A 22055-nucleotide genomic window follows, 5' to 3' on the forward strand; every position below is an offset into this window, starting at 1 on the left:
GAAAAATAACTCAAGGTAAGGCGCTCGATTGAGCAATAGCTGGCTATTGGGAGTGAGAGCAACACAGCCTTGAGCTATTTTAACTAGTACAAGTGAGCAATAACTTAATGGGATTGGTATAATACCAAGTTGATTAATTACCTGCTCATTTTTAAGGGTTAAAATGAATAACTACAGCGTTATAAAATTTATAAGTAGAATAACTACTGACTAAACTTTATGCCTTGTATTTATCCATTTTTCCTCATGAAAAAGGTGATCACTTAATTAATCAAATTGGTATAACTACAAAATTTGGTGCAAAACAAAGCTTTTTTTAGTGATATCGAGTGGCACAGGCTAGGATGAGAAGTCACAATATTGCTTATCGCAAATGCGTAACTATTACTCTACACCTGCTTCGGTTGATTTTTATCATTGCTATGGTGAAAAAATGATACAGTCTCATTTTCATTAAACGCGCAGAGTGTTGCTATTGAAAGATTGACTTCAAGTGGCAACAATACCAAATATATTAGCCTAACGTGGTTCAGACAATTAAATTTTTTAGCTATATTTGATTGTTAACATGCCAAGGACTAATACAATTTATAACTGTGAAAAACTTATTAGGTAACGATATGAATATAGCAGCAGCATACCCTATTGGTGAACTTGGCAAAAAGTGGACCGACGGCGATAAGGAAATATGGTTTCAACAGCAGCAAAAAAAGCGCAGCTATTTTGAAGAGGTTGTTACTAAATTAGATGCTTTAAGCGAGTGTTACACTATCGAGCAGTACGGAAACTTGCTTTATGATGAAGAAATTTATCCGTTATATGCTTTGAAATCATCAAATTGGATAGCAGATAGACCCGCTATTTTAATCACCGGTGGTGTGCATGGTTATGAAACCAGTGGCGTTCAAGGGGCAATTCGTTTTCTACAAACCGCCGCAGAGCCATTTCAAGACGCGTTTAACTTTGTGGTTTTGCCCTGTATTAGTCCGTGGGGATATGAAACTATTAATCGTTGGAACCCGTTAACGGTTGACCCTAATCGCTCATTTTATGAGAATAGCCCGGCACAAGAGTCATCAGCAGTGATGCAGTATATGAAAACTCTGGGTATTGAGTTTATGGCCCATATTGATCTGCATGAAACCACAGATACTGATAATAGTGAATTTAGGCCAGCACTTTCTGCAAGAGATGCTATTGAACAGAAAAACTGGAATATACCCGACGGTTTTTATTTAGTTGGTGATAGCAGCAAACCCCAAGAAAGTTTTCAAAAGGCTATTATTACGTCAGTAAAAAAAGTCACTCATATTGCCCCTGCAGATAATGAAGATAAATTAATTGGTGCACCACTGTCTCAGGCTGGAGTGATTAATTATGCTGCGCGCGATTTAGGTCTATGTATGGGCTTGACTGACGCACCATATGTCACCACCACTGAAGCTTATCCCGATAGTCCACTGGTTGATGATGAAAATTGCATTATTGCTCAGGTGGCTGTTATTAGCGGAGCATTAAATTATTTAATGGCGTTATAAAGCTGTTCATTCTCGTTAAGTGACTAATTTATGAGTTTAATCGCTATTATTGATACTTCCACAGATCTATAACTAGCAATTAAGCGATACTTTCTTGCATAATAAACTATAAATGCTATTTTTCTTGCATAATAAGCTATACATGCTATTTTTCTTGCATAAATTTAATGAGGATGGTTTTTCATGCCAAAAGCTAGTGATATAAAAAAGAATGCCGCGATAGAACATAACGGTAAAGTAATGATTGTTAGAGATATTGAGCGCTCAGTACCCCAAGGTCGTGCCGGTGGCAGTTTGTATAGAATGCGCATGTACGATGTAGTGACCGGTGGTAAATTTGATGTAACCTTTAAAGCTGACGACATGCTTAATTTTGCTGATTTAACGCGTCGACCAGCAATTTTTTCCTATATTGATGGCGAAGAATACGTCTTTATGGATAACGAAGACTACACACAATATAACTTAAGCCAAACGTCAATCGCAGACGAAGCTCTGTTCATTAATGAAGATACTCAAGGTTTATTAGTGATCATTGTAGATGGTGTACCGGTTGCTATTGATTTACCAGCAAGTGTTGAATTGGTGATTACAGAAACTGATCCATCAATTAAAGGGGGCTCTGCTACGGCGCGTACTAAGCCGGCAATTTTATCAACGGGCTTAACGGTACAAGTGCCAGAGCATGTGTCAACTGGTGATAAAATTAAAGTTAATACTGAAGATCGTAAGTTTATGGGCCGCGCTGATAAATAATCAGATCAGCTGCCATAGTGAATAACTTTTAGTTTAATAAGCTTCAGTTGAAATTGGCTAGATAATAGCGTTATTCTTGTACGTCGATGTGACCACGATATAGCTTTCATTTTGAATATAAAAAACTAGTTAATTTATTAACTGGTTTTTTTATTTGTGCGTTATATTGCGAAAATAGAGATAATACTTTTGGCTAATTATCTCAGTTATTGCTTGATAACAAGCGCTGTACCTCTACCACCAGATTCTGCTGCCGCATCTAATTTTTGCTCGTTGGCAATAATAAGTTGTACCGCGCCAAATCGACGTTCGCTCAAGGTATAACCCATCTTTTTAAGTGCTAATTTTTCTTGCTCAGCAATACCAGGGTAAAGTTGAATAACATCTTTTGGCAATAATTGATGGTGAAATCTTGGGGTATTTGCCGCTTGTTCAGCGTTCATGTCAAATTCAATTACATTAAGAATAGACTGATAAACTGAGCTAATGATAGTGGTACCACCGGGAGAGCCGGTAACTAATTTAACTTTGTTGTCTTTTAACAAGATAGTGGGAGTCATAGACGACAGCATACGCTTATTAGCTTGAATTTCATTTGCTTCGCCACCGACTGCGCCATAAATATTTGCCACACCGGCTTTAACGCTAAAGTCATCCATTTCATCATTTAAAATAAAACCAGCGCCTTCAACAATAACACCACTACCAAAGGTATAATTAATGGTTGTGGTATTTGATACTGCATTACCCCATTTATCTATAATGGAAAAATGTGTGGTGTCTGGGCTCTCTTTTAAGCCAGGTTTAATGGTGTTAGTAACAGAGATAGCATCAGCTGAAATACCGGCGATACGTGTTTTTAAGTAACTATCAGCCAGTAATCTTTCTTGAGGGACATCAAAAAAATCAGGATCGCCTAAGTATTCTGCGCGGTCAGCAAAAACGCGTTTGCCGATTTCTGCTAAGCGATGCATATAAGGAGCGGAATTATGTGCGAGTGGCGCATTATTAGTTGATAGTAAATCATACATATTTAGCCACTGTAAAATAGCAATACCGCCAGAACTTGGTGGTGGAGCCGTTAGCACTCGGTGACCACGCCAATTTTTTTCTAGTGGTTTACGCCATGTAGCTTGATAATTATCTAAATCGTCGTAACCAATGATACCACCATTTTTTTTCATAAAATCAGTAATTATTTTTGCGGTTTCACCTTGATAAAAACCATTACGGCCATTATCTGCAATGCGCTCTAGTGTTTTTGCTAAATTAGCTTGTTTAAACAAAGTACCGGTTTTAGCGCTGGCAAAGTATTCAGCAAAGTTAACCTTTATACCCTCTTTTTTAAAGCTGTTAATACGCCATGCAATGTTCTTTGCCAGATTTTTATGAACAATAAAACCTTGTTTAGCTAAGGCTACCGCTGGCATGACTAATGACTTCCAAGGTAGTGAGCCATATTTTTTATGGGCTTGCCACATGCCATCTACCGTGCCAGGTACACCAGAAGATAAAACACCATATAAAGACTGATAAGGAATAACATCGCCATGCTTATCTAAATACATATCACGATGGGCTTTTAATGGTGCCACTTCACGATAATCTAAAAAGTCTGCTTTATTGTCCTTATAAATCACCATAAAACCGCCACCACCGACATTACCCGCTTCGGGTAATGTTACCGCCAAAACAAATTGTGCAGCAATAGCCGCGTCGATGGCGTTACCTCCTTGTGAAAGTATTTTTGCCGAAACCTCGGCACTAAAACTATCAGGCATTGCCACTGCAGCTTGTTGTGTTGCTTGCAGCTCAACAGCTGAGGAAGATAACGAATAAATTAATAAGGCGATTGAGAGAGTTAGTGGTTTTATCATGTAAATTAACACTGTTGCATTTATATTTACTGATAGATTAACGTGTTGAAAATAAATGTACAGTGGCAAGTATCACTTAATCGATTATCAGCTAAACGCTCAGGCTGAGTTAAGGTTAATTTAAGGTTATTTTCAGGTTAAGTTCAGGTTAAGTTTAGGGAGAAAAATAACCGCCTTTGTTGTTATTAACAAAAACCAAAGTGTTGTTAATGAACGAGGTAAACCGGTATTTGAGCATTAATTATCTGCTGTTCTAAAGCAGAAATTGAGTTGAACTAAGCGACATAAGCAAGGCAAGCTAAGAAAAACCTTAGCGTTAGATAAATAGTGGCTAAAGCTTAAATATTATAGTTTAAAAAAACAGAAAAAAATAAACCGCATTGTCACCGCAGTAGCCAACAAGTATCAGCGTTGCTGTGGCTAAGTAAAATAGCCATCCTGAGGTGCTAAAGTAATTCAGCAACAATACGCTTTAATAAAAAGGTTTCTCGTTCGATAGACAAGCCCTTTTTTTCGCTGTTTTTTATTACCATTTCATTGTGTAAAATAGCGGCATAGATGTTCATCCAAAGCGGCTGCATACCATTTTGCAATTCATGGGGCTCAAATTCTGGCGCTAACAACTCTTGATCTATTTCGCAGGTATAACAATAAGACAGCATATGAACCACATCATAATCATCTTTATGCCAATTACGATACTCTTCATAATATCCAAATGCTTGAATGTTATTGACATTTTGTGCCCCTGTTTCTTCACGTAATTCACGAATAAGGCCAGAAATATTATCTTCCCCTTCATCAATGCCGCCTCCGGGCAAGGTATAATCATGATAACGCTTAGTATATAGCAGTAAAATATTCTCACCGTTCAAGATAATGGCGCGAGTCGCTTTACGGGTAAAACGGTGTGCAATATTTGGATGTAAATCTGTTACTTGGGTTGATTTTAATAAGCGCATAGAAAATACTTTTGTTAAATGTTTATCATTTATGGGGATAGATAGCGCTTTAATCAACAGTGAGTTAAATACAGCTTATAAAATTTTTATGTAAGCTTGGTTGAAAGTATTAATGAAAGCTTTCTAAATCAGCTTCTTTAATACTTCAGGGTGTTTTTTAGGTTTATTTAGGTTTATTTAGGTTTCGTTTTGATGTTATTTTGTTTCGTTTTGTCTAAGTTAAGTAGATTAATCTTTCGATATGAAATTTAATTTACGATTTACACGGAAAAATGAAAATTACTGTGTAATAATACAAGTATAGTAACGTTAATTAGGAGAGCCTCATGGTTCATGAAGAAGCAGTCAATGTAATAGAGCTTAGCGTCAACGCTATGGTAATGCCAAAAACTATTGAGCAGCAGTTAACTGACGCCAATGATGAAATTGCAGATCTAAAAATGCAAATTGTTTGGTTAGAGCGCTCTTACGAATAAAACAATCATTATTTTATCAAGGCCAGTGTGATATTTTCACACTGGCCTTTTTTATATCCCGCAGATTCAACCTCAATGACATTAAGCTGTTTTGTGGCGTTAAGTTATAAAAAAAGCCATGGTTTAAAAGTTAAAAAATAGCGCTCAGCGCTAAGTAACTTATTGGTAATTAAGCTTATCGCGAGCCACTTATACCAATTTTATTAATTAAGTGGTCTACTTTTTCATGAGGAAAAAGGGATAAATACAAGGCATAAAATTTAGTCAGTAGTTATTCACCTTATAAATTTTATAACGCTGTAGTTATTCATTTTAACCATTAAAAATGAGCAGGTAATTAATCAACTTGGTATAAATGCCATAAATGCCATAAATGTCACTTTACTGATAATATAACACTGACTTACTGATCCAAATGTATAGGTACGAAAGTATAATAACTCATAGTCTCTCCTCAGTATTTTATAGTAAGTAATAGTGGGCAAATCCTGACAAATGGCTTAGCATTTATTTGTCATAAGTAACGGCGTTAAAAGGAATGAGTTTGTCTTTAAAAATTACTAAATTAAGTCATGAAGTTACAGATGGTGATAACCATCGTTATTTGTTTACTGATTTATCATTGTCTGTTGCTCCAGGTGAATGTGTGGCATTAATGGGTGATAGTGGCAGTGGTAAAACTACTTTACTAAATTTAATTGCTGGATTAGAGCCTATTCAGCAAGGAGAAATCAGCATTGCTAATTTATCCTTATCCAACGCCTCAGATAAACAGCTAAGTCGTTTAAGAAAACAGTATATAGGTATTATTTTTCAGCAGTTTAATTTATTAAGCAGTTTGTCAGTACAAGACAATATTGAATTTAGCGCTAAGTTATCAGGTCGTTTTGATGAAAATCATGGGCTAACTTTAGCTAAAGAACTTGGCATATCGTCACTTTTTACTAAATTTCCTGCGACACTTTCCGGTGGTGAAATGCAACGCGTTGCGATTGCGCGGGCATTAAATGCAAAACCCCAGCTATTGCTAGCCGATGAACCAACAGGTAATCTTGACAAAACCAACAGTGAACACGTCGTCGAGCAACTGGTCAATTTAGCGAAATCTAAAAATACAGCCTTACTGATGGTAACCCATAGCCTTGATGTAGCGCGCAGTATGGATAAAATTTATCGTCTTGTTGACGGCACATTAACCTTGTTTGAAGGGTAATGTGATGGTCAGTTTTAATGTAAAAAAAGCACACTCTGAATTTCTTTTAGTGCTAAAAGCCCACATTGGCGAATATATTAATAAGCCTTTACTCAACCTTGGCTTTATTTTTAGTTTAGCGATAGCAACCAGCACCTTATTGAGTATTTTGGTGCTAAATGACGCAAGCGAGCAGCAGTATCAATCTGCCAATAGTCGTTTAAAATCGCCAGTAGCTTTTCATATTGTGCCGGAGTCAGGGCAAACCATTTCAAAAAGTGATTATGCTCAGTTAAGAGCACAAGGCTTTTATCAGCTCAATGCCACACATGTCTTCAGTAAAATTTTAGCTAATGGTGAAAAAATAGCCTTTCGAGCGATAGATCTTTTACCGTTAGTGCTCACCATGCCAGCAAGCTATACCAGTAAAGCTGTCAATATCGAACGGGCCTATGCAGACTCGCTTGGTTTGACAGTTGAAAATAGTTTGCCAATGTCGTTAACTGTCGCCAACGATGAGGCGATAGCAGTGAATATTAATAATGTTGCAGATTGGGGCAATGTTGCTTTGCTTGATATTGCACTGGCATGGCAGCTATTTCCAGACATTAAAGGCTTTAGTCATTTAATGGTAAGTGAAATGTCAGTCAGTGAAATTTCACGACTTAAAGCGGCATTACCTAGTTATCTAGCTATTCAAGAAACTTGGTCTATTACCGAGCGTGAAGGTTTTGCCGACGCCTTACATCTTAATTTATCGGCATTAGCTATTTTGGGTTTTATTGTTAGCCTTTTTATTGCCTTTCAGGCAGCAAACCAGGCTTGGACCAAAAGGCGAGAGCTTGCCACACAATTGCGTTTGCTTGGTATTGAATTAAACACCATTATGACGGTTATGCTTTGTGAGGCCTTATCGTTAACCTTATTGGCTAGTTTGCTCGGTATGGCTATCGCCTTTGTTTTAGTGTCTTTTATATTACCACTATTGGGTTTAACGCTAGAGCAACTTTATCAATTGCAAGTCAGTGGTCAATTTCAATGGCAGTGGCAATACAGTTTATGGGCTTTTGCGATATCGTCAATTGCTGTTATGGCAGCGTTGCTCAAACAATTTAGACTTATCGGCTCAGCAAAAATTGCCTTTTCTGCACGGCTATCCCAGCAATATTTTAGTTTTAAAGCCACAGCCATCTTCGCTTCTATTCTCTTGGTTTTATTTGTTTTTTGGCCTGGTGATAACTGGCATCATTTGATGTTTAAATATGGTTTGCTGTTACTCGCCAGTGTTGCGATATTGCCTAATTTATTGAAATATTTTCTGCAAACATTGGCACTAATAAGCCGGTCTTTTCGTTTGAAATTTATTTTTCAAGACGCTAGTCAACAAGTGGGGAGGCGCTATCTGCCCATTGCCGCGTTTTATTTAGCCTTAACGGCCAGTATTGCCGCCGCTTTAATGGTGAATAGTTTTCAAAGTGCCTTTGTGTCTTATTTAAACCAGTTACTTAATGCCGACTTGTTTGTTCGTTATAACGCAGAGCAAAAGCCGCCATTAAGCCAATGGTTGCAACAACAGGACGGTGTTGAAGAATATGTTTTATTTGCAAGTACGGTGGCAAAATATCAGCAAGATACCGTCGAGGTTTATCGCCTGGGCTCGAAAAAACAGCAACAAAGCTTATCATTGAAATCAGGTGAACTGGTAGCTCTTAATAGCGCAGAAAGAAGTTGTTATATCAATGAACAACTAGCCTACAAACGTTTAATTGCAGTGCAACAAGTTATTGAAATTACGCAAGGTCAAAAAAGTTTATCTTGTCATGTTCAAGCTATTTATTATGATTATGGTAATCAAGGTTTTGCCATAAAAATACCATCACAATTCGATATTGACGAATTATCAGCGTGGCAAGAGACTGGCTTTGGGCTATTTTTAACGGTAGATGCTGATGCCATTAAACAAGCGCTTATTGATGATGTTGGCATAAATAACAGTCAAATGTATCAACCTGAGCAAATCAAAAAATTAGCGTTAGCCGTGTTTGAGCAAAGTTTTGTTTTAACACAAGCTATTGCCTTTGTATTACTTTCTATTGCTTGTTTAGGTTTGTTTTTATCAGCGAATAGTTTGGAGTTAGCCCGTAAACCCGATTTACATATTTTAAGCAGTTTAGGTTACAGCCAATTTGAGCTTTTTAGCTATATGCTATGGCAATGGTTGCTGTTAGCTTTTGGTGCTATCTTATTAAGTTGGCCTATTGCTACCGTCTTGGCAAATGCGCTGGTGAGTTTGATCTTGCCAGCCTCTTTTGGTTGGTCAATGCCCTTGGTTTTTGAAATAGGGCCGTTCGTGGTTAGTAGTGTACTCGGTATGTTGATGCTGATCCCTGCCTTAGCCTTACCATTATATAAACTTAACGTTAGAGCAAGTCTGTCATGACAAACCGTCCGGTATTGGGTAAAATTTTCCTGCTAACCATACTTAGCGTTTTTTTTCTTGGGGCCTGTAGTGATGAAAAGTCCCCAAAGCGCTCAGCTTTGAAAGGGCTTAGTGATACGCTTGGCGATTTTGAGCAACCGACTAAAGACCATGTTATTCAATTTGAGCAAGCACAAGGCCCACATAAAAAATTTCAGCAAGAATGGTGGTATTTAACGGCTAATTTAACCACTGAAGGTGGTGAGAAATTGGCCACACAGTGGACTTTATTTCGTCGAGCAGTAGAAGACAAACACTGGTACTTTGCTCATGCTGCATTAGCGGATGCGAACCAACATCAATCTGCTTTTCGCAGTGGGCGTGAAGAGCTAGGTAACGTGGAGATTACAACACAGCCTTTTAAGGCGGTAATTGACAGTTGGCAATGGCAATCAACACAAGGGTTATTACCGGCTAAGTTACGCTACGGTAATGTTACCAGTGCTAACGTTGAACAGCAGTCAACTAGTTTATCAAAGCAACAGCCATTGGCGAAAAAATTAACGCTTAAGCGACCAATTAATGATAAGCCAAGTGCTGTAGAGCCAATTGCTGTGCCGTTAGCTGAGCAAGCACAACGCTGGCAGGTAAATTTAAATTTAAGCCTTGATAAAGCGCTGATAGGAAAAACACCGTATTTTCTACAAGGTGAAAACGGCTTTAGTCAAAAACACCATAGCTTAGCGATAGCCAGTTATTATTATTCACAACCTTTTATTAACGTTAGCGGTGAAGTGTTTTGGCAAAATAAATGGCAAAAAGTAACTGGTAATGCCTGGTTTGATCGCGAATGGGGCTCACAAATGTTGGCAGAAGATCAACAAGGTTGGGACTGGTTCTCACTGCGCTTAAATGAAAATACTGCGCTAATGGTTTACCGAATTCGTTCAAGCATTAAAGATTACTTTTATGGCAGTATTATGCGGCGCGATGGCACAATTAAAACATTGTCATCAAGCGACATAAGTTTGACTCAGCTTAAGACGAATACAAAGCCACAATCATCTGATGACAGTTCGCATTACCCTGAGCAATTTTCGATTACCATTGTGCAGGACAATATCGACATCGAGGTTAGCGTGATTAACAATAAGCAAATTATGCGTTTTGGTATTGAGTATTTTGAAGGTATGGTGACATTTTCTGGTAGTCATCAAGGTAGTGGTTTTTTAGAGATGACGGGTTATGTGAACTAAGTCAACTTTTTAAGTTAATGACAGTTATGTTATTTATTGTATGAATATGTTATTTAATGTATAAACATCAAAATAGTTTAGATGCTAAAGTAATAGCAGTAATTTTTAAGACATTTAGTAGGTGTTTTATTTATTCGCTTTTTTGTAAAAACCGAATGAATAGTTGCCTGTGTGAAAAAAAATCAGCCTAAGATGGATAACTTAGGCGGTTGATTCGCTCAAAATTAATTTTTGAAGTAGCTTACGAGTAGTTTGAAAGCTCACTCTATATAGCAATTACATTTTTAATTTAGATATTAAGCATTAAAGGAATAACGGATTTTGAATATCTTTAAGATAGCGGTTAGTAAATTTTTAATATTTCCTGTCATATATTGTTGTTTGTTATCTGCAATTAATTCGGCATTCGCCAATGATCTGAACCTTACCTTGAATAGCATTCAACCATCTCATTATTATGTTTGTCCAGAGGACAAGGTGCTTATTGATAAAGTTGAATGGTTTTTAGCGAACTCGCCTAATTTATCGAATCAAGCACGCTCAAAATTACTCTGGCAAAAAGCGACTGTTATTTTCTGTAAATATGGGGTTAGTGACGATTATTTAAGATACTTAAAAAAAATAACCCTGTTGCCGAGTAACGAAGTAAACAAGAATATTTTATCTCTAGCTATCTATGATTTAACAGACTTTTATTATCGATATTCACAAACAAAAGCGTGCGACTTTTTACATGAAAATCGACTGTTGGTCAAAGGTGCGTCACAAGAGTTTTTAAAGTACTTAGATATGACTGAACTTCAGTATTGCGCTGAAATGAGCGCAGTCGAAAAAATTAAAGCGTTTGTCAGACTGAGGGAGGTAAATAAAGGCGATGACCACTTTATAGCTAGTATATACCTGAGCATAGCTGAAATATATTCATCACTGGGTCAGTTTACTCTTGCCGCGAATGCATTTAAAAAACACTTGTCTTATATTAGTGATGATTTCAATATGTATTGGACCTATTATGCTATAGCCACTGAATTACTAGATGCAGGTGGAATTGAAGAAGGTAAGCGCTATTTTAGAAAATTTGAATCAGGAGCAGACCTGTTCGTAGATACTGAAGATTACAAAGTTTTATTACTAGTTTTAAAAATAAAAATTGCTTACATGGAAAAAAAGTTTGCTGTAATGTTAGTGCTTATTGATGAATTTGAGCCCTATCAAAGTAGGATCGAAAAATCGCAATCAGATAATAAAATGCTATTGTATAAAGCGATAGCCTGTGTGGAAAATAATAGAACTCAATGCGTTAATAGCTTTATCGCAAAGAAAGCAGTATTAATTAAGCAAACAAAAGCATCAAACTTGCGTTATCTGTATGAGTTTTTGACCAAATATTATATTACTCAAAATCAGGCTAAAGCATCACAAAAACACTTTGAAAGTTACATTAACATCAACCAGCAATCTTTGATCAATCAACAAAGCTCGGTTTCTATTCTCGACACCGCCGAATTGCAACAAGATATAGTTACATTGGAACTTAGTTTAGTTTCGGCAAAATTAGAGCAATCAAAAATCACTTTAGTACTATCCGGTTTATTAATATTTGTTTTGATCGCTATCTGCTACTTTATATGGCGTCAAAAAAACAAAGAAAAAATATTGTTAGAAACTGATGAGTTAACACGTATCTACAATAGACGTGCTATTTTTGAACAAATAGCGAACCTAAAAAACACCAAGAGCAATGATATACACGCTATTATTCTTTTCGACCTAGATAATTTTAAATCAATTAATGATAAATATTCACATACTATTGGTGATAAAGCACTGAGACATATCGTCAAATTAACTAAAGATAATATTCGACAGCAAGATCTATTTGGTAGAATTGGTGGTGAGGAATTTGTCGTTTGTTTAAAGGACTTAGAAAAAGTTTCTGCGCAAATTATTGTTGAACGTATCCTCAGTAGTTTTGAAAACAACCCTATGTTATTAAATGATGCAAAAGAATTAACGGTGACAGCAAGTTTTTCGATTACCTATATTGAAAAAGCTAGCGCTAATTTTGAAGCAATTTATCAGCGCTTAGATAATGCGCTTTATAAGGCAAAAGATCTTGGTCGAAATAGAGTTGTTGAAATTTAACCGGCTAAGTACCGCCAACTAAAGAGTCTTAATAATCTAGAGTTGGGCTTTTATTTTAAATTTACTGGTTAAACCTGAGGCTTAAGGCAATTTCAGTCAGAGAGAAATTTTTATGGTTGAAGCCTATTAGCAATTAACTTACACTACCAATTCGTTTTTAAGAGAGCTTTTCCTGTGTTCAATCGTTTGTTAATTATAATGTTTGCACTATTGTTTGCGAGTCAAACAATTGCTACTGCGTTTGATTCACACAGTAGTCATCAGGAAATAGACAGTTCTCAAAACGTCTCTCATCGCAGTTTAGACCCGTCACATCAGTCACATCAAGAAGGCGCATTAATAGCGACTAATAATGCCGCCGATAATAGTGCAAAAGACCCATTCGATTGTCATCATTGCTGTCATTGTCACGCACCGACCGGTGTTTATATTGCTAGTTATGAAGCATCAAGTGTCATTCATAAAAGTAACGACAATATATTGAGCAGAAAAACGGCACTATTATCACTTTGGATCACACCAGAACACCGCCCCCCAATAGTTTAAAACTTACCTTAAATTTATAAGCATTTAAACGAGTATGTTTGCTGGTTTAAGTGTCTGATTTGTAAATCGACATAATGCGTTTATTGCAGCGAATTCCAAAGGGAGTGTTGCCTTTACACTATTAATATCCATGGCCATGGCCATTGTTGAATGATAAGTTCAGCTAAATGCTTGGATAGTTTCGATTTATCAGCCTTAAAAAGAAAAATTAAGAGTATCAATATGCATAAGTTTTATATCAGCAGCCTTACTACGGCAGCACTATTTTCACGATCTTCAAATATTAGCTGTGTAGCAAATATCACTATTTTTCCAAAAAATTTAGCTAGTCTATTTAGTGCGAAGCCATTACTCGTTTTAGTCTTGCTTGGTGTGTTCAGTTCGACAGCGTTAGCAGTTAAAACTGCACCGACTGCAATACTACCCTCGAAATTAATAACAAAAAACCATACAAAAGATGAATACCAAGTTAGTCAGTCCCCCAAGCAAAAAGAGCACAAGCATGATGCAGATGAAGATAGCGCAAGGGATAAAAACAAAGTTAAAGAAACTGCACAGCAACACGGCAGTGCAGCACACTCGGTTGTAGGTTCTGTACAAAACGCTAAACCAGATGCTATACAAAAATCTATACATGGTAATGAATCCGTAGAAGCCGCACACAAAGAAGGTGTCAGCCTTAGCCCTGAAAAAATGGCGATTGCGGGTATTGAAGTTGCCAAGATATCAGCAAAGACCTTTGCCAATGATGTTTATGCACCGGGTGAGATTAAAGCCAATGGTTATAAAAGCTATATTGTTTCACCGCGTACTGAATCTGTGGTGGTTTCCCGCCACGCCACGCTAGGGCAGCATGTTGAAAAAGGCGATGCGCTAGTGACATTATTTAGTGAGTCGGTTGTAGAAGCACAAGCGAAATACCGTGTTGCTTATAATGATTGGCAAAGAAATAAAAAACTGGGTAAAGCAAGTGTTAGTGAAAGCCAACTATTAAGTGCCGAAACAGATTATATTTCGGCCTACAGTCGTTTGAAGGCCTTTGGTTTAACAGAGCAGGCTATTGCCTATGTAGTTAAAAATAACTCGTCAAATAATCATTTAGAGGAACTTGGCGAATACACCTTAATTGCGCAGCGGGCTGGTGCGGTATTAAGTGATGATTTTTCTCAGGGTCAACGGGTGTCTGCAGGCGACGCTATTATGGTGTTAGCAGATGAAAGTGAGCTGTGGGTCGAAGCACGGGTATCGCCCAATAAACAATTAAACTTGCCTAAAGGCACGCAAGCGGTTATTGAAATGGCTGATCAGTCTTTTGTCGCCACCGTGATTCAAGAAGCGCACACCATAGACCCAAAAACCCGCACCCGCATCGTGCGTTTAGCGGTTAAAAATGACCATGACCGTCTCCACCCCGGTATGTTCGTCAATGTAAATTTTAGTTTTAAAACTGACAAAAAAGTAATGGCGGTGCCTGAGTCGGCATTAATGCGCTCAAGTGACGGTGATTGGACGGTATTTGTTGAAGATCACCCTGGAGAGTTTGCCGCAGTAGCAATAACCTTAGGACGTTCGTTGGGCGAATATCGAGAAATAATTGGTCTTGCGCCACACACGCGTATTGTCACCAAGGGCGCGTTTTTTGTTGCCTCTGAAATAGCGAAAGGCGGCTTTGACCCGCATAACCATTAAAGCCCAGCAATAGCAAAGCACCAAGGATCATAAACTTATGTTTAATAAAATAATTGATTTTTCTGTCAACAATCGCCTATTGGTGATGTTGATGTTAGTAGCAACCCTGATTGGCTCGGTATTTATTATTCCGCAGTTAAATTTGGATGCTTTTCCTGATGTAACCAATGTACAAGTTGCGGTAAATACCGAAGCGCCGGGCTTAGCGGCAGAAGAAGTTGAGCAACTCATTACTTATCCTATTGAAGCGGTCATGTACGCCATGCCGGATGTGGAGCAAGTGCGCTCAATTTCTAAAACTGGTTTATCAGGTGTTACGGTAGTGTTTAAAGAAGGCACCGATATTTACTTTGCCCGTCAGTTGGTTTTTGAGCGTTTACAAGCGGCGAAAGAACTGATCCCCAAAGGTGTGGGTACGCCAGAAATGGGCCCCAATACTTCAGGGTTAGGGCAAGTATATCAATACTTACTTATTGCTGACAAAGAGGCGGGTTATGACGCAATGGCGCTGCGCAGCTTAAATGATTGGGTGGTTAAATTATTACTGATGCCGGTTGATGGTGTTACTGATGTCTTATCATTTGGCGGCAATGTTCGTCAATACCAAGTCAATATTGAACCCAGTAAATTACTCTCTTACGAGCTTAGCCAAAGCGATATTGTTAGCGCCTTAGGTAATAATAATAGTAATGTTGGTGGTTGGTACATGAACCGAGGTCAAGAACAGTTAGTGGTTCGTGGCACAGGTTGGTTTAGCGGTGGTGCCGCGGGTATCAGGGATATTGAGCAAGTGCCAGTTAAAATTGTTGAAGGTACGGTTATCACGGTAGCTGACGTCGCCACCGTTGAACTGGGGAGTGAAATTCGTCAAGGCGCTGCCACTATGACGCGTCGTAGTGAAAATGGCGATATTAAAGCGTTAGGTGAAGTAGTTTCGGGTATTGTGCTCAAGCGTATGGGTGCCAATACAAAATCAACCATTGATGGCATTAATGCCCGGTTACCCTTAATTGAGCAAGCACTGCCAAAAGGGGTACATTTTGAAGCCTTTTATGATCAATCGGACTTAATTGTTAAAGCGGTCAATACGGTAGTTGACTCACTTATTTTGGCGTTTATTTTTATTGCGCTTGTGCTAGCGTTATTTTTTATGAATTTAAGAGCAACCTTCTTAGTCATAATTTCTATTCCTATTTCAATCGCTATGACCTTAATGATCATGTCATATTTAGGTTTGTCGGCGAACTTAATGTCATTGGGCGGCATAGCGGTAGCGATTGGCATGTTGGTTGATGGCTCAGTAGTGATGGTTGAAAACATGTTTAAACATCTTAACCGGCCAGATGAAGCACATCTAAGTGCTGCTATTGCGCGTAATGAAAAGGGTGCCTTGCCTACCAATAATGAGCCTATAAATAATGAGCCCATAACTCGTAAACCAATTAATAGTGAGTCTATTGACAAAGCACACAATAACAGAAAAGTAACTGACCGTGATCCCCATAATGTGGCACATGACCGCAGCGGTATACCTTTAAGATTAAAACAAGCAGGAAAAGAGGTTGCTCGACCGATATTTTTTGCCGCTTCAATAATCCTGGTAGTATTTATGCCGTTATTTAGCTTTGAAGGTGTGGAAGCAAAATTGTTCCAACCGATGGCAATTAGTATTATTTTAGCCGTGGTTTCCGCTATTTTTGTTGCTTTGATTGTGGTTCCTGCCATGGCCACTTATCTGTTTACAAAAGGCGTTAAAGAGCGTGAAAGTATTATTTTACGGCCATTAGAGCGTTGGTATCGTCAAGCTTTAGCTGTTGCTATGAAGCACACTAAAGTTGTTATTACCTCATCAGTGCTCTTACTGCTCAGTGCCATCGCCTTAGTGCCACAAATAGGTACCGAGTTTGTGCCTGAGTTAGAAGAGGGCACAATTAATTTAAGAGTCACCTTAGCACCGTCTTCGAGCTTAGCCACCGCGTTGCAAGTTGCACCAATATTAGAAAAAATGTTACTGACTTTTCCTGAAGTTGACTACGCGTTAAGTCGCATGGGGCGAGCTGAAATTGGCGGCGATCCAGAGCCGGTAAATAACATTGAAATTTATATTGGTTTAAAACCAGTTAATGAATGGACCAGCGCTACTAATCGTTATGAATTACAGCGCTTAATGGCGATTAAATTAGAACAATTTCCGGGTTTGTTACTAAATTTCTCTCAGCCAATCGCGACCCGTGTTGATGAATTACTGTCTGGCGTAAAAGCACAATTAGCCGTTAAGCTCTTTGGGCCTGATTTAGATGTTCTCGCCTCAAAAGGGCAAGAGATAGAAACGGCAATTAAAGCGGTAGACGGTGCGCGTGATGTCGCTATGGAGCAAATTGTTGGTGAAGCGCAGCTGGTGATTAAACCCAATAGGCAGCAACTTTCTCGTTTTGGTTTTTCTGTTACTGACGTTATGGACTTAGTTAAAAATGGTATTGGTGGCACGACCGCAGGGCAAGTAATTAATGGTAATGAACGTTATGATATTTATGTTCGCTTACAGGAGAAAAATCGTAACAACCGTGATGTGATCGCTGATTTACGTTTACAGTCGCCCACTGGCGCTTGGGTGCGTTTAGGTGATATTGCTGATATTTCAGTAGCATCAGGCCCGCCGCAAGTGCGTCGCGATGATGTGCAGCGTCGCGTTGTTATTCAAGCTAATGTACAAGGTCGAGATATGGGCAGTGTGGTGGCGGATATTCGCAGCGTTATTGCCGCTAAAGTTGATTTACCTGTGGGTTACTCTGTTGTTATTGGCGGTCAATTTGAAAACCAACAACGCGCACAAGCTAGGCTTGCTATCGTTTTACCTGTGTCGTTAGGCTTAATTGCACTACTACTATATTTTGCTTTTGGTTCGACCGGCCAAGCACTACTGATTTTAGTGAATGTACCATTAGCGGTCATAGGTGGTGTGTTCTCACTGTATATTTCAGGGCAATATTTATCAGTACCCAGCTCTGTTGGTTTTATTACCTTGTTTGGTGTTGCGGTATTAAACGGTGTGGTGATGGTAGAAAGCATCAACCAAAGAATTAAAGGAGGTTTAGCGGTATCAAAAGCGGTATTTGAAGGTGCGACCTCACGATTACGGCCGGTGTTGATGACCGCGATAACCTCAGCCTTGGGCTTAATACCTATGTTAATGTCAAACGGCGTAGGTGCTGAAATACAGCGGCCTTTAGCGAGCGTTATTGTTGGCGGGCTAGTTACCGCAACATTACTGACGTTATTTGTTTTACCTGTATTATTTACGTGGTTTTCAAAGGAAAAAATAGCACAGTTAATGCGCTAGCTTTTATTTTTTTGCTAGTAAGTCATCTGTCTTGCTATCACTTGAATAATACCGGTTGATATGATTTTTCATTGCTGGGTAATTAATGCAATCGGTATGGGCTAAATGTCGCTTTGTTACACTATTATTTTATTGTTAGAGATAAATATTTAAGAGGTGAAAATGTCTCATTCACACGCTCACTCCCATAGGAGCAACGGCAAATTGACCTTTGCCGTATTGATTAATGTCTTATTAACTATTGTGCAGATAATTGGTGGTATGCTTTCGGGCAGCTTATCGTTAATTGCTGATGCCTTGCATAATTTAAGTGATGCTGGCGCGATTGTTATTGCTATTTTTGCACGTAAAATTTCGGCTAAAGAAGCAGATGAAAACATGACTTTTGGTTATCAAAGAGCCGAAATAATTGGTACTTTGATCAATAGCATTACGTTGATTATTGTTGGGCTGTATCTTATTTATGAAGCCATCAGTAAATATTTTAATCCAACAGAAATTAATGGTTGGATAGTGATTTATATCGCGGGTGTCGCTTTGGTTATTGATATTGCCACTGCGGTATTAACCTATATGTCAGGCGCAAAGCACAGTATGAATTTACGCGCGGCGTTTATTCATAATGTGTCTGATGCCTTGGCATCAGTTGCGGTCATTATTGCTGGGCTTTTGATCATATTTTATCAATGGTATGTTGTTGATGTGATTGCGACGGTTTTAATTTCAATATACGTGCTTTATCACGGCGGATTACTTGCACTTGAAAGCATTAAAATATTGATGCAAGCGGTGCCTGAAGCTTGTGAAATAAGTGAACTTAAAGCAGACATTGAGTTAAATGCAGCAGTGAATGTTGCGGTAGATATTCATGTTTGGCAACTCGATGAACATAAGTTGTTTTTAGAATGTAAATTACAACTAGCAGCAAACGTTGACCATATAAATCTGGCTGAGATTAAAGCCATGTTGCAAGATAAATATGGCATTAAACACTCGACCATCGAAGTGAACCCATCAGGCAAAACCATAGCTTCTAGTTGTTATTAACAAGCATTTTATTTTCATGCTAATAATTAACTTTAAAATTTGCTAAAGTAAGATTTATTATTGAGTTACAACAACTCACTGCAATGTTAACAAGGATCTACAACAATGAATTTCGAACAAATTGTCTCGAGCATAAATAATGTTCTATGGGGCGAGGGGCAAGTTCTCATTTATGTCTTGTTATTCGCAGGTTTTTGGTTCTCTTATAAACTCAAATTTGTGCAAATTCTCAATTTTCGTCACATGTTTTCTGTTTTAAAAAACAGTGCTAAAAATGATGAAAGCTCGACAGACAGTTCAGGCATAAGCTCGCTGCAAGCGTTATTTATTGGTTTGTCTGCACGGGTAGGTACCGGTAATTTAGCTGGTGTTGCGGTTGCTATATCACTCGGGGGTAGTGGCGCGATATTTTGGATGTGGGTCATTGCCTTGTTAGGTATGGCAACTGGTTTCGCCGAAAGTATTTTAGGCCAGCTTTACAAGGTCAGTGACGACCATAAAGAATATCGAGGAGGTCCCGCTTATTACATCCAAAAGGGTCTTAACCAACGTTGGTTGGCCATTTTATTTTCATTGTGTTTGTTTTTAGGTTACGGCTTTAGTTTTAGTGCGATGCAAGCTAATACTATTGCCGACTCATTAAACCATGCGTTTAATATTCCTACTGTGTACTCAGGGGCATTAATTACGCTATTTGCTGGTGCGATTGTACTGGGCGGGTTAAAGCGTATTGCACGCTTTGCCGAGTTAATTGTGCCTTTTATGGGCATTGCTTTTATTTTGGTGGCGCTAACCATCACCCTAATGAACTTGAGTGCCGTGCCAGCGATGTTATACGATATTATTACTTCCGCTTTTGGCTTACAAGAGGCTGGCGCTGGCATGTTGGGTGCTGCGATTAAAAATGGTATTCAGCGCGGGTTATATTCTAATGAAGCGGGTGCAGGTAGTGTGCCGCATGCCGCCGCGAGTGCAAGGCCTGTACCTAATCATCCTGTTACCCAAGGTTACGTGCAAATGTTAGGGGTGTTTTTAGACACTATGGTGTTGTGTACCTGCACCGCGTTTATTATTTTACTTGCTGACGTTAACATCAGTGGCGAAATGGAAGGCATTCGTTTAACCCAAAGTGCCATTACTCATCATTTAGGAGCGAATGGGGTTTATTTTGTTTCGGCAGCGATTAGCTTATTTGCTTTTACCTCGGTGGTAGCAAATTATGCTTATGCCGAAAGTAACTTACATTTTTTTAAACTCGACAATAAAGTCGGACGGACAATCTATACGGCCATGTATTTGGCGATGGTGTTTTGGGGCTCAAGTGCCAGTTTAATCCAAGTATGGAGTATGGCTGATGTCGCTTTAGGATTAATGACTTTAGTTAATGTTATCGCTATTGTACAACTTACGCCAACGATAGTGGCCTTAACAAAAGACTATAATGCTAAACGTCAGCTTGAAAATGTTAGCGATGCTGATATGGAATTTAAACAAGCCGACATTGAATTTCAAGGTAAAGTTGAGCCAGGTATTTGGCATAAATAGTTTGGGTTTACTGTTTGATACAGCGGGAGCCTTAATCATACTAATTAATGAAATTGGTATTATACCAATTTCATTAATTAAGTGATCACCTTTTTCATGAGGAAAAATGGATAAATATAAGGCATAAAGTTTAGTCAGTAGTTATTCTACTTATAAATTTTATAACGCTGTAGTTATACCAATCCCAATCCCATTAAGTTATTGCTCACTTGTACTAGTTAAAATAGCTCAAGGCTGTGTTGCTCTCAATCCCAATAGCCAGCTATTGCTCAATCGAACGCCTTACCTTGAGTTATTTTTCCTGCGCACAACAAGGTCACAAACTTAATGGCACTGGTATTATTCATTTTAACCATTAAAAATGAGCAGGTAATTAATCAACTTGGTATTGCTATGACACTGTATTTTTTACTGCTTTTAATATGATGTATTTTTAAACAAGTACTAAGCCCGATTGCTCATTGTTGGATTTATCTATTGCCTACTATAATAAATATAGCTTTGTAAGCCTGTATTGACTTGTACTTGTGGCACAACGAATGAAATTATTTTTGTGCTCGCTCTATTAAACGACGCTTTTCTATGGCCTTTGGTGTGATGTTATTGGCTAATTTTTTTTCCCACCCTAGCATAAAGTAAACTTCTGCCATCAAAAATAAAGGGCCAATAGCTAAGCCCATAATGTCATCTAAGAAAGCCGGTTTAGCTTTCTCAAAGATATGGCCAATAAATTGAATAATCCAACCAACAACAAACACTACAATGGCTAGCCATAATAGGTTTTGCATATTGGTGACTAAACTAGCAAGGTATAGGTTTACAGCAACATATATCAACATGCCAATCGCTAACTTTACATGTAATGTAAAATAATAAAGCATGGTAACAGTGAATAATATTATTGCTGGCGTGTACGTGACTGTTTGTCCTGCTAGTTCAAGGGTAAAAGTATTTAAACTTAACAAGATTGTAATAGCCCAAACAATCAATGGCACGCCAATAAAGTGAGTGTTGATATTGTGTTTATTTAAGTGCACACTTTTGTAATTTGATAGCTGTTCTTCGACTGTTTTCATGACAGTTCCGTATTATTATTTCATAAAATATCATGGCAAGTTATCGCTTAAAAGTAAAGCAAGCCAGCTAAGGCAGCGTAACAAAATTTATTATTTTTGACAGGGTGCTTGATAAATAGGATCAGCATATACCGTCCTTGATTAATGTATTCTAATTGCCTTATTGCAGTTGTGTAGGCTTACTCATACAA

At 38.2% G+C, this 22055-nt stretch carries 15 protein-coding genes; 12 read left to right on the top strand and 3 right to left on the bottom strand.

Annotated elements, in window-relative coordinates; translation table 11 throughout:
* The first annotated feature begins 620 nt into the window (after nucleotides 1-620).
* Complete coding sequence (locus tag ESZ39_RS12760; protein ID WP_146880281.1) at nucleotides 621-1538, top strand: M14 family metallocarboxypeptidase; 918 nt, start codon at nucleotides 621-623, stop codon at nucleotides 1536-1538.
* A gap of 183 nt (nucleotides 1539-1721) precedes the next feature.
* Nucleotides 1722-2294 carry an elongation factor P-like protein YeiP gene (gene yeiP / locus ESZ39_RS12765; RefSeq protein ID WP_146880282.1) on the top strand — a complete coding sequence of 191 codons (573 nt, stop codon included), beginning with the start codon at nucleotides 1722-1724 and terminating at the stop codon, nucleotides 2292-2294.
* A 206-nt stretch (nucleotides 2295-2500) separates the two neighbouring features.
* Here yeiP and ggt read toward each other — a convergent pair whose 3' ends face one another.
* Both ggt and ESZ39_RS12775 read right to left on the bottom strand, forming a co-directional pair.
* A complete protein-coding gene (ggt, locus tag ESZ39_RS12770) occupies nucleotides 2501-4171 on the bottom strand; it encodes a gamma-glutamyltransferase (protein ID WP_146880283.1) in 1671 nt (556 codons plus the stop codon).
* A gap of 446 nt (nucleotides 4172-4617) precedes the next feature.
* Entirely contained in the window at nucleotides 4618-5133 is a 516-nt protein-coding gene (locus ESZ39_RS12775; RefSeq protein ID WP_146880284.1) for an NUDIX hydrolase, read from the bottom strand.
* Between the two features lie 326 nt (nucleotides 5134-5459).
* Between ESZ39_RS12775 and ESZ39_RS17820 the strand changes: the two genes are divergently transcribed.
* The 10 genes from ESZ39_RS17820 to ESZ39_RS12820 all read left to right on the top strand — a co-directional run bounded on the left by ESZ39_RS17820 (nucleotide 5460) and on the right by ESZ39_RS12820 (nucleotide 20788).
* Nucleotides 5460-5609 (top strand): hypothetical protein, encoded by a 150-nt coding sequence (locus tag ESZ39_RS17820; RefSeq protein WP_182138021.1) that lies wholly within the window; start codon nucleotides 5460-5462, stop codon nucleotides 5607-5609.
* A gap of 538 nt (nucleotides 5610-6147) precedes the next feature.
* Nucleotides 6148-6822: an ABC transporter ATP-binding protein gene (locus tag ESZ39_RS12780; RefSeq protein ID WP_317615716.1), complete on the top strand. Its 675-nt coding sequence runs from the start codon at nucleotides 6148-6150 to the stop codon at nucleotides 6820-6822.
* Nucleotides 6823-6826: 4 nt separating this feature from the next.
* Entirely contained in the window at nucleotides 6827-9241 is a 2415-nt protein-coding gene (locus ESZ39_RS12785; protein WP_146880286.1) for an FtsX-like permease family protein, read from the top strand.
* A complete protein-coding gene (locus ESZ39_RS12790) occupies nucleotides 9238-10476 on the top strand; it encodes a lipocalin-like domain-containing protein (RefSeq protein ID WP_146880287.1) in 1239 nt (412 codons plus the stop codon). Before ESZ39_RS12785 ends, ESZ39_RS12790 begins: the two co-directional genes overlap by 4 nt.
* Nucleotides 10477-10797: 321 nt before the next feature.
* Nucleotides 10798-12621: a GGDEF domain-containing protein gene (locus ESZ39_RS12795; RefSeq protein WP_146880288.1), complete on the top strand. Its 1824-nt coding sequence runs from the start codon at nucleotides 10798-10800 to the stop codon at nucleotides 12619-12621.
* Between the two features lie 198 nt (nucleotides 12622-12819).
* Nucleotides 12820-13167 (top strand): hypothetical protein, encoded by a 348-nt coding sequence (locus tag ESZ39_RS12800; RefSeq protein WP_146880289.1) that lies wholly within the window; start codon nucleotides 12820-12822, stop codon nucleotides 13165-13167.
* Nucleotides 13168-13389: 222 nt separating this feature from the next.
* Entirely contained in the window at nucleotides 13390-14856 is a 1467-nt protein-coding gene (locus ESZ39_RS12805; protein WP_146880290.1) for an efflux RND transporter periplasmic adaptor subunit, read from the top strand.
* A 37-nt stretch (nucleotides 14857-14893) separates the two neighbouring features.
* Nucleotides 14894-18196: an efflux RND transporter permease subunit gene (locus tag ESZ39_RS12810; RefSeq protein ID WP_146880291.1), complete on the top strand. Its 3303-nt coding sequence runs from the start codon at nucleotides 14894-14896 to the stop codon at nucleotides 18194-18196.
* Nucleotides 18197-18358: 162 nt separating this feature from the next.
* The gene (locus ESZ39_RS12815; protein WP_146880292.1) at nucleotides 18359-19243 is read left to right on the top strand and encodes a cation diffusion facilitator family transporter; all 885 of its coding nucleotides are present in this window, start codon (nucleotides 18359-18361) and stop codon (nucleotides 19241-19243) included.
* Nucleotides 19244-19348: 105 nt separating this feature from the next.
* Entirely contained in the window at nucleotides 19349-20788 is a 1440-nt protein-coding gene (locus ESZ39_RS12820) for an alanine/glycine:cation symporter family protein (RefSeq protein ID WP_146880293.1), read from the top strand.
* Between the two features lie 545 nt (nucleotides 20789-21333).
* Here the strand turns inward: ESZ39_RS12820 and ESZ39_RS12825 are convergent.
* Nucleotides 21334-21864 (bottom strand): DUF962 domain-containing protein, encoded by a 531-nt coding sequence (locus ESZ39_RS12825; protein WP_146880294.1) that lies wholly within the window; start codon nucleotides 21862-21864, stop codon nucleotides 21334-21336.
* Nucleotides 21865-22055 lie beyond the last annotated feature (191 nt).

The sequence above is a fragment of the Colwellia sp. C1TZA3 genome (genome assembly GCF_007954265.1).
Lineage (GTDB): Bacteria > Pseudomonadota > Gammaproteobacteria > Enterobacterales > Alteromonadaceae > Cognaticolwellia.